12 protein-coding genes and 1 pseudogene are annotated in these 13173 nt (G+C 64.4%); 3 read left to right on the top strand and 10 right to left on the bottom strand.

Going from position 1 to position 13173, the window contains the following annotated elements; all coding sequences use genetic code 11:
* The first annotated feature begins 202 nt into the window (after window positions 1-202).
* Window positions 203-2209, top strand: a complete 2007-nt coding sequence (pdeR, locus tag OKW26_RS11240; RefSeq protein WP_429353640.1) for a cyclic di-GMP phosphodiesterase — start codon at window positions 203-205, stop codon at window positions 2207-2209.
* Window positions 2210-2227: 18 nt separating this feature from the next.
* On the opposite strand, the gene OKW26_RS11235 is transcribed toward pdeR, so the two are convergent.
* Window positions 2228-3331: a malate/lactate/ureidoglycolate dehydrogenase gene (locus OKW26_RS11235; protein WP_429353639.1), complete on the bottom strand. Its 1104-nt coding sequence runs from the start codon at window positions 3329-3331 to the stop codon at window positions 2228-2230.
* Window positions 3332-3454: 123 nt separating this feature from the next.
* Window positions 3455-4915, bottom strand: a complete 1461-nt coding sequence (locus tag OKW26_RS11230) for a M20 family metallopeptidase (protein WP_187610817.1) — start codon at window positions 4913-4915, stop codon at window positions 3455-3457.
* A 168-nt stretch (window positions 4916-5083) separates the two neighbouring features.
* On the opposite strand from OKW26_RS11230, the gene OKW26_RS11225 reads away from it, so the two are divergent.
* On the top strand, window positions 5084-5395 hold the full coding sequence (locus tag OKW26_RS11225) for a superinfection immunity protein (RefSeq protein WP_184047290.1): 312 nt from the start codon (window positions 5084-5086) through the stop codon (window positions 5393-5395).
* Between the two features lie 104 nt (window positions 5396-5499).
* On the opposite strand, the gene OKW26_RS11220 is transcribed toward OKW26_RS11225, so the two are convergent.
* The 4 genes and pseudogenes from OKW26_RS11220 to OKW26_RS11205 form a co-directional block, all read right to left on the bottom strand.
* Window positions 5500-5772, bottom strand: coding sequence for a YodC family protein (locus OKW26_RS11220; RefSeq protein WP_429353638.1), 273 nt, complete (start codon window positions 5770-5772; stop codon window positions 5500-5502).
* A 487-nt stretch (window positions 5773-6259) separates the two neighbouring features.
* Window positions 6260-7808, bottom strand: a pseudogene (locus tag OKW26_RS11215) (MFS transporter).
* Between the two features lie 58 nt (window positions 7809-7866).
* Window positions 7867-8496 (bottom strand): TetR/AcrR family transcriptional regulator, encoded by a 630-nt coding sequence (locus OKW26_RS11210; RefSeq protein WP_187630725.1) that lies wholly within the window; start codon window positions 8494-8496, stop codon window positions 7867-7869.
* A 192-nt stretch (window positions 8497-8688) separates the two neighbouring features.
* Window positions 8689-9114 carry an OsmC family protein gene (locus OKW26_RS11205; RefSeq protein ID WP_184039692.1) on the bottom strand — a complete coding sequence of 142 codons (426 nt, stop codon included), beginning with the start codon at window positions 9112-9114 and terminating at the stop codon, window positions 8689-8691.
* Window positions 9115-9433: 319 nt separating this feature from the next.
* On the opposite strand from OKW26_RS11205, the gene OKW26_RS11200 reads away from it, so the two are divergent.
* Window positions 9434-9742 carry a DUF4148 domain-containing protein gene (locus OKW26_RS11200; protein ID WP_429353637.1) on the top strand — a complete coding sequence of 103 codons (309 nt, stop codon included), beginning with the start codon at window positions 9434-9436 and terminating at the stop codon, window positions 9740-9742.
* Window positions 9743-9884: 142 nt separating this feature from the next.
* On the opposite strand, the gene OKW26_RS11195 is transcribed toward OKW26_RS11200, so the two are convergent.
* The 4 genes from OKW26_RS11195 to OKW26_RS11180 are packed head-to-tail and all read right to left on the bottom strand — an operon-like array spanning window position 9885 to window position 13114.
* Window positions 9885-10439: a carboxymuconolactone decarboxylase family protein gene (locus tag OKW26_RS11195; protein ID WP_429353636.1), complete on the bottom strand. Its 555-nt coding sequence runs from the start codon at window positions 10437-10439 to the stop codon at window positions 9885-9887.
* 32 nt (window positions 10440-10471) lie between these two features.
* Window positions 10472-11800 carry an aspartate aminotransferase family protein gene (locus tag OKW26_RS11190; RefSeq protein WP_184059906.1) on the bottom strand — a complete coding sequence of 443 codons (1329 nt, stop codon included), beginning with the start codon at window positions 11798-11800 and terminating at the stop codon, window positions 10472-10474.
* Window positions 11801-11805: 5 nt separating this feature from the next.
* On the bottom strand, window positions 11806-12255 hold the full coding sequence (locus tag OKW26_RS11185; protein WP_429353635.1) for a hypothetical protein: 450 nt from the start codon (window positions 12253-12255) through the stop codon (window positions 11806-11808).
* A 4-nt stretch (window positions 12256-12259) separates the two neighbouring features.
* A complete protein-coding gene (locus tag OKW26_RS11180; protein WP_429354219.1) occupies window positions 12260-13114 on the bottom strand; it encodes a MurR/RpiR family transcriptional regulator in 855 nt (284 codons plus the stop codon).
* Window positions 13115-13173 lie beyond the last annotated feature (59 nt).

Here is a 13173-nt window from a genome sequence, read left to right as displayed (position 1 = left end):
CGTCATCGTGGCGTCGTTCTGGCGGGTAATAATCGCGCCGCGCGCGGCCGCGCAGGCCCATACTCATGCTTAGCAAAACGTTAATGATTCTTCGCTCGAATTGTCACGCTTAGATACAATGAGGCAGTTTCATTTTAGTATGAGGAAGACTGTCTGCCGCCGCCCGCCTTGATAGGGACCGCCGGCACACTCCGGGGATTCCATGAGCGACCAGCTACACGACCAGGTGCTTCACGCGCGGTTCGGCACGAGCAGCCCTCGCTGGGGCCTGGCGGCGGCCAGCAACATACTGGAACTCGTGCCTGCGCACGGCCACGCGGCTGTCGGCGTCGCCATTTCCCTCACCTCTTCTCAAGCTTCCCAGGTCCGCGCGCTGAGCGGCGTGACCTCCCACGTCGTCGTCGACGTTCAGTTGGACGCCGCGCCGCTGCGGCTGCATCTGGTCGGCAAGAAACTCGATTGTCATCGCTGGGGCGGCACCGCGTCGGCCGATGGCGACACCGAATCGGTCGCGCGAGCGCTGCTGCACGGTCTGTCGTTCGCTGAACAGGTCGTCTCGGAGGTCAATTCGGTCGTCGTGATCGTCGACCGGAACGGCCGGATACAGCGCTTCAACCGGCTAGCCGAGGAGCTGACCGGGCTCAGGGAAGAGGACATCATCGGCCGCAGCGTCTGGACGTTGTTCATGTCGTCCGACGACGACCGGGTCTCGAACGAGGTGAGCGCGAATTTTTTCAATCGTGGCGAACCGTACGAGATCGAACGGCGCATCAAAACGGTGCACGGCGAACGGCTGTTCCTGTTTCGCAACAAATTCGTGCGCAGCGGCAGCGGCATCGAAGAGCAGTTCCTGATCTGCTCGGGCACCGACATCACCGAACAACGGCTCGCGCAGGACCGCCTGATCGAGCAGGCCACCACCGACCCGCTCACAGGCCTCGCCAATCGCAACGCGATCCAGGAGCGCATCCAGATCGCGATCGAACTGGCCGCGCCGGGCGAAACCGTCGGCATCCTGTTTCTCGATCTCGACAACTTCAAGAAGGTCAACGATCACTACGGCCACGTGTTCGGCGACCGCCTGATCTGCGACGTGTCGGACGCGATCCGCGACTGCCTGAATCCGGGCGACTCGCTCGCGCGTCTGGGCGGCGACGAATTCATCGTGCTCGCGGCGAAGGGCTCCGCGCATGAGCTGGAAAACACCGCGCAGCGCATTCTCGATCGTATGCGCATGCCGTTCGCTGTCGGGCTCGTCGAGGTCTATACCGGCTGCTCGATCGGCATCGCGCGTTCGCCCGAGCATGGCGAAACCCTCGAATCGCTGATCCGTTCGGCCGACACGGCGATGTACGTCGCGAAGGACGAAGGCAAGCGCACGCATCGCGTGTTCTCGCCGGACATGAATCGCCGCGTCGCGGAGTTCATGTGGCTCGACACGAATCTGCGCCGCGGACTCGAGGAAGGCCAGTTGGCGCTGCACTATCAGCCGAAGCTGAACCTCGCGACGGGCGCCGTGCAAGGCGCCGAAGCGCTGGTGCGCTGGAATTCGCCGGAGCGCGGCCAGATCATGCCGGCGGAATTCATCCGTTATGCCGAGGAATCCGGACTGATCGGCGTGCTCGGCCGCTGGGTGATGGAAACCGCAGCGAAACAGGCGGCCCGCTGGAAAGCGGCCGGCTATGACCTGCGCGTCGCGATCAACGTGTCGGCGCGACAGCTCACGGATACAGCCGTGGTCCGCCATTTCACCGAGGCATTGCAGCACGCGAGTCTCGATCCATGCCTCGTCGACCTCGAACTGACCGAAAGCTGCCTGATCGAAAACGAAGCGGCCGCGATCGAGCTGATCAAGCAGTTCCGCCAACTCGGCGCGCAGGTGCATCTCGACGACTTCGGCACCGGCTACTCGTCGCTGTCGCAACTCGGCCGTATTCCGCTCGACGTGATCAAGCTCGACCGCAGCTTCACGGGCTCGATCCACGCGGATATGAAGGCACAGGCGCTGGTGCGCTCGATGGTCGCCGTCGCGCAGGAGCTCGATTTCCAGGTGGTCGCCGAAGGGATCGAAACCGAGGCGGAAGAAGCCTTCATGAAGGGGCTCGGCGTCGATTACGTGCAGGGCTTCCTGTACGCGAAGCCGATGCCCGCCACCGAGTTCGAGCGCTGGCTGCTCGATAGGCGCAGCAAGCTCAGGCTGATCGCCTGAGCCCTGCTGTCGCGCGCTTCAGCCGAGGCGCGCGGACCAACCACCCACTTCGTCTTCATCCATCCCGACGGCGCGCGCCGCGCAGTGGATTTGCGTCCACGTAGCCGCGTCGATCGGAATGCCGGCGGCCTCGCGCTGCGCGCGCGTCACGCGCTCGGGCTCGCCGGGTTCGTAGATGCGCTCCGCGCCCGCCGCGAGCGGCGACGCCTTCACCCACGCGAGGAACGCATCGGCTTCGGCTTGCGCATCGGGCGCGTCGAATGCGGTGGGATCGATGATCACCGATAGCATGCAGTTGATGATCGCGTGCGTGGTACCGAGCGTGTCCGCATGCGTCGTGAAGCCGCCCGACAGCGCGCCGCCGAAAATCTCGCAGATCGCCGCGAGCCCGAAACCCTTGTAGCCGCCGAACGGCGTCAGCGCGCCGAACGGCGCTTCGTGCATGACTTTCGGTTCGAGCGTCGGCATGCCTTCGTGATCGATCAGCGCGCCGGGTGGTGTGTACTTGCCCTGGTTATAAGCGACGCGCGTCTTGCCGAACGCGATCGTGCTGGTCGCGAAGTCGAGCACCAGCGGCGGTTTGCCGGGCCGCGGATAAGCGGCGCAGAACGGATTCGTGCCGATGCGCCGGTCCGCGCCGCCGAATGGCGCGACGAGCGGATCGCCCGCCACGTTGACGAAGTGAAACGACACCAGCCCGGCGCGCGCGCACTGCTCGGCCCAATGCCCGATGCGGCCGATATGATGCGCGCCGCGCAGGCCCACCGCGCAGACGCCGAGCCGCCGCGCGCGCTCGATGCCCCGCTCCATCGCCTCGAACGCGATCACCTGACCGAAGCCCTTGCCGCCTTCGACGGTCAGTACCGCGCCCGCGTCCTTCACGACGTCGGCGTGTCGATTCAGTTGCAGTTGCTGGTCGGCGAGCGATTCGACATAGCGCGGGATCATGCCGACGCCGTGCGAGTCGTGCCCGGTCAGATTCGCGGCCACCAGATGATCGGCCACCAGCTCCGCTTCGCGCGGCGTACTGCCCGCTCGCTCCCAGATCGCCCTGACGTAGGCATGCAGTTGATCGGCCGGAATCCGGGGCGTGGTGGTTTGGACAGTCTGGGAGTCGGTCATTCAGCGTGTCGGTGAGGTTCGAACGGAAGGAATGAAACGGCGGGAAAAACAGCTGCATCAAAGCAGCATCGATAAACAGCGGGCCCGGGTCACGCCCGAGCCCCACTCAAACGAAACCAGAACTCACGGCGCCGCGGCAATCACTTCGGCAACCGCGGCCGTCAGCTTCTTGCCGTACGGCACGTGCAGGAACTCGTTCGGCCCATGTGCGTTCGACTTCGGCCCGAGCACGCCGCACACCATGAACTGCGACTTCGGGAAGCCCGCCTTCAGCACGTTCATCAACGGGATCGTGCCGCCGAGACCCATGTAGGCCGCGTCGGCGCCGAAGTGCTGACGCGACGCATCGTTGAGCGCGGTGGCGAGCCACGGCGCGACCTCCGGTGCGTTCCAGCCGCTCGCCGCGCCCGCATCCGGCTTGAACGTGACCTTGGCGTTGTACGGCGGATCGAATTCGAGCAGCGCCTTCAGTTCGGCGACCGCCTTCTCCGCTTCGATGGTCGGCGGCAGCCGCAGCGACAGCTTGAACGCCGTGCGCGGACGCAGCACGTTGCCGGCGTCGGCGAGCGCGGGCAAGCCAGCCGCGCCCGTCACCGACAGCGACGGACGCCACGTCGAATTGAGCAGCGCCTCGCGCGGATCCGTCGTGGTGGGCAGCACCTGACGGCCGTCCTGGCCGCACGCCCACGGCATCTTCTTCCAGACGTCATCGCCGAGAACCTTTGCGGCGGCCTCCGCTTCGCGCAGACGATCGGCCGGCACCGTGCAGTGGAAGCCCTTCGGCAGCAGCGTGCCGTTGGCGGAGTCTTCGAGACGGTCGAACAGTTGCCGCATGATGCGGAAGCTCGACGGCACGATGCCGCCGTAGACGCCCGAGTGAATCCCTTCGTCGAGCACCTGCACTTCGAGATCGCCGCCGACGAGTCCGCGCAGCGACGTGGTCAGCCACAACTGGTCGTAATTGCCCGCGCCCGAATCGAGACACACGACCAGCCCGACGTTGCCGAGCCGCTCGCGCAGCGCGTCGACGTAGGGCAGCAGATCGTAGCTGCCCGACTCCTCGCAGGTTTCGATCAGCCCGACGCAGCGCGGACGCTCGACACCCTGTGCATCGAGCGCGGCGAGCGCCGTCAGGCTCGCATAGATCGCGTAGCCGTCGTCCGCGCCGCCGCGGCCGTAGAGCTTGCCGTCTTCGAACTTCGGCGTCCACGGACCGAGGTCGTTGCGCCAGCCATCGAACTCGGGCTGCTTGTCGAGGTGGCCATAGAGCACGACGGTTTCGTCGCTGCCCGAGCGCGTCGCGGCCGTCTCGAAGAAGATCACCGGCGTGCGGCCCGGCAGGCGGATCACCTCGAGCTTCAGGCCCCGCACCGGTTGCTGCTCGGCCCATTGCGCGGCGTCGGTGATCACGCGCTCCAGATAACCGTGTTTCGCCCAGTCGGGATCGAACGCCGGACTCTTGGCCGGCACCGCGATGTAGTCCGTCAGCGCGGGCACGATCTCGTCGTTCCACTTGCGCTCGACGAATTCTCGTAGCGTGTCCGGGTTGAGTTGAGCCTGCTGGGTCGTGTCGTCGGTGATCATGATCGGGTCCGTGAAGTACTGTTCGGTCGAAACGATCATGATAGTCCCGATGCGTGTCGGGCTGAACCCCTTGCGGTGATTGGGGTGGAGACTGGAACGCGCAGGTGCGAGGCGCGCGGCCGCCATTCGCGCGACAATCGCTACATGCATCGCGCATCAGGAGCTTGTATGGGTGGCAACGTGGCCGTTCAGGCCATCGGCGCGGCGTTCGCGCTGGCGCTGTATTTTCTGCCGGCGATCATCGCGGACCGGCGCAAGCGCCGCGACGTGCTGACGCTCGCGCTCTTCAATGCCTGCCTCGGCTGGACCGTGCTCGGCTGGGTGCTCGCGCTGTATTGGGCGCTACAGCCGAATCCGGCGGAGAGCCTCGCGCGGGACGTCGTGGAGACACGCAAGGTGTCGACCTTGCGCGCGTTTTCATCGGCGCTGACGCTGCGCGTGCGGCGACGCCAGGCCGCGCGCGACCGGCCCGAGCGCTGAAACGATTCGGGCGGCTCGAGCAATACGAGCAACAAACGAACAACAGGAAACCGATTGATTGACTTGCACGGGCGTCACTCAGGGGCGTCAGTCAGGGGCGTCACTCAGGCCGCGCGCCCGATGCGACTCCACTGTACCGAGCCCGCCGGAATGGAGCGCGGCTCCGCCCGCACGGCTTGCGCCGCAAAGCTTTCGTGGCGCAGTTCGCCGTGTTCGTCGAACCACTCGCAGATCACCCAGTCGCCGGGATTCAGCGCGACCGGACCTGCGTACGTCACGGTCATGCGCGGGCCCCCTTCTTTTAACTTGACGACGTCGCCCACATTGAAGGCGGCGGCGGATGCTGTCTGGAATGCGTCAATGGTAGCGGTCAGCATATTGGGTCCCCCTATCTTGAGCGTTATTAACTTGAGCCCGGCTTTATCGACTCCGACCTGTTGAACGTACACTCTAAAGTTAAGACAGATTAACAATCGAATTTAAACGCGGCAAGCGCTTTTTTATTGATACCGTTTCCATTAGACCCGCAGTCCATGCTCGCTGGCTAAAGTTCCCGGCATTACCGAAAACAATCATCGCGACAGCTTGCGGCTAACCCTATGTGCGCTACCGCACAAACGCAACACTTACTGCAGGCCGTTTGCAGGCCGGTAGAAAATGCGAGGCCGGTTTCGTCTGATTAGAGAAAGCTGACGCGATGTCGTCGAGCCGTTAATCGGAATGAGCCAGTCTGATCTAAATCAGAATTACCTGTGAACGAGTAGATCGCCGGTAAATACGATGCAGTTCGTTATACCGCTTCGTTCAAATTGAACGATTTTTTCAGCAAGCTAACAAATGAAAACGATTACCAGCGGATTAATTTCAAACTGCGGGGGCCACCGAGCGCCACACGCCTTGCTGATGACGTACCAGCAGCACGCTAAGGCCGATACACACGAACATCAGCACGGCATTGATAGCGAGGCTCAGCTGGAACGCGTGCGCATAAGAGGCGGGTGCCGAACTGCCGCCGAGCGCCCCGAAGAACGCGCCGCTGATCGCCGCGGTGCCGAACGCGGAGCCGATCTGCAACGTCGACGAGACCACACCCGATGCAAGCCCGGCCTTCTCGGGCACCACCTCCTGCAGCACGATGCGCATGATCGACGGCAACAGCAGACCATGTCCGACGCCCGCGCACACTAGCCCGCAGTAGAACAGCAGATCGGGCGTCGCGGATTGGGTAGCGGACCAGCCTGTCACCGTGAAGCCCAACGTCATCATCGAGAAACCGAGCGTCAGCACATGGGCGCCGATGCGCTTGACCACGGCCGGCGACGTCAACGGCCCGATCACGAAGCCGAGCGCGAACGGCATGATCGCGATGCCCGACGCGAGCGGCGTCCAGTGCAGGCCGGTTTGCAGAAAGATGCCGTAGGTCAGGAAGAACGCGCTATTGCAATAGAACAGGAACGCGAGCACGAGACCGAGCGCGAACGCGCGATTGCGGAACAGTTGCAGGTCGACGAGCGGATGGCCGCCAGCGCGCTCGACGCGCCGCTCGGTCGCGACGAACAGCGCGAACACCGGCACCGCGAGTGCGAACATGGCGAAGGTCCACGCGGGGCCAGCCCGCTTCACGGCCATGCGTCATCGGATAGATGACGAGCAGCAGCACCGCCGACAGCAGCGCGACGCCCTTCAGATCGACGCCGGTATGCGTGGCTGGCTGGTTCTCCGGCACGAACTTCCATGTGCCGACGAACGCCGCGATGCCGATCGGGATGTTGATCAGGAAGATCACGCGCCAGTCGAGCCCGAACGGGTGATACGTGATCAGCGCGCCGCCGCCGAGTTGCCCGACGATCGACGACAAGCCGAACACGAAGCCATACAGACTCATCACGCGCGTCTGCTGATGCAACGGCACGACCGCACGAATCGTCGCGAGCACTTGCGGCGCCATCACCGCGGCCGCGATGCCTTGCACGATGCGCGAGATCACGAGCATGTGGCCGCTCGTCGCGAAGCCGCACAACGCCGACGCGATCACGAAAGCCGCCATGCCCGTCATGAACATGCGACGGCGGCCGAACAGATCGCCAAGGCGGCCCCCCGTGATCAGCAGCACCGCGTAGGCGGACGCATAAGCCGACACGACGAGTTGCAGTTGCGCGTCGCTCGCGTTGAGGCCCGTGTGAATCGACGGCAGCGCCAGATTGACGATGAAGTAATCGAGCGGCGCGAGAAAGGCGCCGACGAACAGCACGGCGAGCGCGAGCGCCTGGCGCTGAAAGCCGGGCGCCGACGCGTTGGCGGCGACAGCCATGCCGGCCATCGCCGGGCCGGGACCGGTCACGGCCGCGCTCGCCGCGCAGCTGACGGATCCACCGAATGCCGCCGGAGCGGACTTGATTGCCTCACGTTTCATGACCGATCGTTCAAAAATTGGTTAAAAAATTTTTGCGCCACTGCTCGCGGACGAGGCGTTACACCAGCGCGCGCATCGCCACATCGACGATACCGATCAGCGCATCTTGCTGATGCGCGACCCGCCCCATGACCCGCAAGCCCTGCATCACGCACAGCAGGAAATCGCCGACGGCTTGTTCGTCGAGCGTCGAATCGAATGCGCCGCTCGCCTGACCGCGGATCACCGCCGCCGCGAGCAAAGTCGCCATGCGGCGCTGAATCGCGGCGACGCGCGCGCGCAGCACTTCGTCATCGGGCTGCATTTCGAGCGTCGTATTCGTAATGAAACAGCTGCGCCGGCCGCTCAATGCGCAGGACACCCTCGCGTAGTGCAGCAGCGCGTCGCGCAGCGCCTGCTCCGGCTCGGCCGTCGCGCTCAGTCGCTGCGCAAGACGCGCGACCGCGCCTTCCGAGTAATGATCCAGCGCGGCGAGCATGATGCCGTGCTTGTCGCCGAACACGCCGTACAGGCTGCCGCGCAGCAGACCGGTGGCCTTGCACAGATCGTCGATCGACGTCGCGTGGTAGCCGTGATCCCAGAACACCTGGCTCGCGTTCGCCAGCACGGTGGCCGTGTCGAACTCGCGCGGACGGCCGCGCTGACATGTTTCGCCAGCTTTTTTCGCGGCTTGCTTTGAATGACTCAATTGCGATGACCTTGTTGCCTGGTTGCGTCGGTCCGTTGATATTATGACTGGATGTTCAATAAATCAAGGATGACATTCGGAAGGCCTACTCGCGTCGGGGTCATCCGTTCATTCGACAACCGCCATCAAAAAACCGGCGGCGGACATGGCCCGTCGCCGGCTTCGTTGCGCGCTCACAGTCACAGCAGGGGCTCAGGTCTCGAGCTTCGCATCCATCGTAATCGTTGCATTCAGCACCTTCGACACTGGGCAGCCGGCCTTCGCGTCCGCGGTGGCTTTGTCGAACGCGGCCTTGTCTCCGCCCGGAATCTTCACGGTCACGTCGAGATGCACCGCGGTGATCGCGAAGCCGCCACCGTCCTTGTCGAGCGTGACGGTGGCCGTGGTGCCGATGCGCTCCGGCGTGATGTTGGCCTTGCCCAGCTCCGCCGACAACGCCATCGAGAAACATCCCGCATGCGCAGCCGCGATCAGCTCTTCCGGATTCGTGCCGATGCCGTCCGCGAAGCGCGTCGCGAACGAGTACTGGGTGTCCTTCAGGACGCCGCTGTCGGTGGAAATCGAGCCCTTGCCGTTCTGCAGGCCGCCTTGCCAGACTGCCGATGCCTTGCGCTTCATTGCTCTCTCCTGTTTGTGCCTTGCCGCGCACGCTGCTCGACCAAAGATGATGCCCGCCGCGGCGGTCCGCCCGGATGTGTCCGCGCCTGGGCATCGGTCGCAGGTGCCGCGCGGCTCGCAGGCGCGGGCGTGGACCGCATTTCATCATAGGCGCTTCCGCGTCCCGGCGCGGAAAAGCGCCTTTTTCACTATCTCAAAACTGGCAATAATATTTCGCCAGAAAGCCGCTTTTTTGCTGACCTCGTAAGAAATAGACTGCGTTCAACGGATCGGGAAAGCGGTTCACACCGATCCACCACACAATCAATTGGAGGTCGTCATGAAATCGCTTCTTTCCGCAGTCGTCGTCGCATCCGCTCTTATCGTTCCGGCACTGTCGTTCGCCCAGCAGGCAAACGGTCCGGTCACGCGCGCTCAGGTGCGCGCCGATCTCGTAGCCGCGCAAAAAGCAGGCCTCCTGAACCAGAACGACACCACCTATCCGAAGGCCGTGCCCCAGGACTCGACGATCGTCACCGCTTCGGCGCAAGGTTCGCAAGACGTCGGCGGCGCGAAGGCCAGTTCGTCGGACGCGGGCGCGCCGGCGACGGTGCAGCAACGTCTCTTTTCGACGTATCGCGGTAACTGAGCGTGGTAACTGATCGTGATAACTGAGCGCGCAAGTCGTTAATGTAGCGCGCAGTAAAAAAGCCCCGGTTGCGAAGTTCGGCAACCGGGGCTTTTCGTTGGCGCGCGCGGCGCTGCTGCGCAGCCGCTCGTTGGCAAAAGCGCTATTCGGGAAACGGCAGGCTTTGCTGCCCCAATGCGCGCATGTCGAACACGTTCAGCGTCATCGCGACCAGCGCGTAGTAGCCGAGCAGGCCGACCAGGTTGATCACGACCTGATGCCCGAAACGCCCGACCGTCTGCGCATACGTCGCGGCCGTCACGCGCTTCGTCTCGTACAGTTCGCTCGCGAAGTCGTAGATCAGCGCGTCGTCGGCATCGGCGAACTCGGGGCGGCGCCCCTGGCGGATCGCCTCGGCGTCCGCTTCGCCGACGCCCGCCTGCAGCGCGATCGGATAGTGGATGTACCACTCCGCCTGGGCCTGCCAGCGCGAAGCGGTCACCAGAATCGCGAGTTCCGACAGCCGCAGCGGCAGCCCGGTCTGGTAGCGGCAAAACGCGCCGAGGCGTTGCGCGTGCTGCGCGAGATCGGGGCTGTGAATCCAGCCGAGGAACGGCCCATTCAGGTTGCCGCGCGGGCCGGACAGGATTTCGTCGAGCACCGCCTTCTGTTCGGGCGTGGCAGTGGACATGTCGAAGTGAGGCAAGCGCTCGGTCATCGTCGTTCTCGCAAAAGTCGGTGGGTCGAATCTCAGCGGGCGGCGAGCGACGCGCCGATCGCATCGCTGAGGCGGCTGACGATCTCGTCGATGTCGCGCTCCGTGCAGATGAACGGCGGCGCGAGCAGCACGTGGTCGCCGCTCTTGCCGTCGACGGTCCCGCCCATCGGATACACCATCAGGCCGCGCGCGAACGCTTCGCGTTTGATCGTCGCGTGCAGTTTCAGTTTGGCGTCGAACGGCTCTTTGGTAACGCGATCCTTGACGAGTTCGACGCCGACGAACAAGCCGCGCCCGCGCACGTCGCCGATATGCGCATGTTGCGCATAGTGCTCGCGCAGCCGGCCGCGCAACTGCTCGCCGCGCGCCTGCACGTTCGCCAGCAGATCGTCTTCCGCGATCACGCGCTGCACTTCGAGCGCGGCCGCGCACGCGGTCGCATGGCCGATATAGGTATGGCCATGCTGGAAGAAGCCGGAGCCGCCGACGATGGTCTGATAGATGCGGTCGCTGACCAGCGTCGCGCCAATCGCCTGATAACCCGCGCCAAGGCCCTTGGCGATGGTCAGCATATCGGGCGCCACCCCGTCTTCGTCGCACGCGTACAGATAGCCGGTGCGGCCCATGCCCGACATGATCTCGTCGAGAATCAGCAGCACGCCGTAGCGGTCGCACACCGCGCGGATCTTGCGGAAGTATTCGCGCACCGGCGGCACCGCGCCCGCCGTGGCGCCGACCACCGTTTCCGCGACGAACGCCGCGACCGTGTCCGCACCGAGCGCGAGAATCTTCTGCTCGAGTTCATCGGCGAGACGCTGAGCGAACGCTTCTTCGGTTTCGTCCGCGCGCTGCTCGCGATATGCGTAGCACGGGCTCACGTGATGCGCTTCGATCAGGATCGGCAGGAACGGCTCGCGGCGCCATGCATTGCCGCCGATCGCGAGTGCGCCGAGGGTGTTGCCGTGATAGCTCTGCCGACGCGCGATGAAATGGCGCCGCTGCGTCTCGCCCTTCTCGACGAAATACTGACGCGCGAGCTTGAGCGCCGCCTCGATCGCCTCCGAGCCACCCGACACGAAGTACACGTGCTCGAGTCCGGCCGGCGCACTCGCGACGAGCCGGTCGGCCAGTTGTTCGGCCGGCTCCGTCGTGAAGAACGACGTGTGCGCGTACGGCAACCGTTGGGCTTGCCGCTTGATCGCGTCGATCACGCGCTGGTTGCTGTGACCGAGGCACGACACGGCTGCGCCGCCCGACGCGTCGATATAACGCTTGCCCGTGGAGTCGATGATTTCGATGCCGTCGCCCGCGACGGCCACCGGCAAGGATTGCTTCGGAGAGCGATGAAAAACGGTGGACATGATGTTCAGTTCCAGGTGAGGGCGGCGGGCGCTGAAACGCGGGCCGGTTCGGGCGTCGCGCACGCGACGAAAGTGTCGAACGCGCATTGCCTCTGGCGATACGCTTTCATCGACACACCAGCGTTGCCGATTTCGAACAGCGCGGTGGCGAGGGTGTTTTCGTCATCGGTATCGTGAGGATCGTCGCGGTAGATCGGCAAGCCCGCCGGCGCGCGATCGTGCAGTACGTCGAGCAAGGCCGCCGGTTGCAGCGGGCCGGCCACGGCGAGGCGATTTCGCCGAGCCGGTAGCCGATGTCGTACGGCTCGCCGCTGATCTGAAAAACACTGAATTCCTGCATCGACGCCACGGGTCGCACCATATTCAACAATCGGTACGTATTTATACGCCAATACAACATTTGTTGTCAAATGCCGTTGAACGATATCGAGCGGAGCGCGGCGTGCCTCACGCAATCGCTCAAGGCACGTACGCGCCCTTCGCATGCAACGATTGTTCGGCGAGCGCAAGCTGCTCGAGCGCATCCGCGCCTTCGAGCGCGAGCAAATGCGCGACCAGCGCTTCGGCGATCGCGGTGGCGGCCACCAGCGACGGAAAGAACGACGGGCTTTCGTGCGAGAAGATCAGTACCTTGTCGGCATTCAACGCGATCGGCGACACGGCGCTGTCGGTGAGGGCGATCAGTTTGCTGCCTTTTTCGAGCGCGGCCTCGGCGACGCGCGCGGCTTCGACCGAATACGGCGCGAAGCTGATGACGATGGTCGCGCTGTCGCGCTCGATCGTGCGCAGTTGCATTTCCAGCGTGCCGGCCTCGCCGTTGAGCAGCGACACCGACGGACGAAACAGCCGGTAGCCATAGACGAGACCGAACGCCACCGCGTAACACGAGCGGAAGCCCGCCACGTGCACGTGCGACGCACGCCGCAACACGCGCGCGGCCTCGACGATCACGCGGCCGTTATGCGCGGCGGTCGTTTCGAGATTGTGCTGCTGCGCGACGAGAAGATCGTTCGCGAGCGCATCTTTCGATTTGACCATCGAGCGCGCCCGGCTCGTCAACGGCTCCGGCCGCGTGCGCACACGCGCGACGAACAGATCGCGCAATTCGTTCCAGCCGGGAAACCCCAGTTGCTGCGACAGCCGCACCAGCGACGCGGGCTGCACCTGCGCGCGCTCGGCCACCTTGCGCATCGACGACACCGCGACCTCGTCGGGATGATCGAGCAGGAAGCCCGCTCCCATCTGGAACTGCGGGCTCAGTTCGGGAAAGCGCGCCCGAATCAGGGCGACGAGCTGATCGAAGCTGTCTGGCATGGTGAGGTGGGTCGGCGCCGAGGTGAGAGATGACAACAAATGTTACCACCGGGCAGGCG

The sequence above is a fragment of the Paraburkholderia sp. 32 genome (assembly GCF_050435345.1).
GTDB classification, from domain to species: domain Bacteria; phylum Pseudomonadota; class Gammaproteobacteria; order Burkholderiales; family Burkholderiaceae; genus Paraburkholderia; species Paraburkholderia tuberum.
This window is presented reverse-complemented; position numbering and strand designations above follow the sequence as displayed.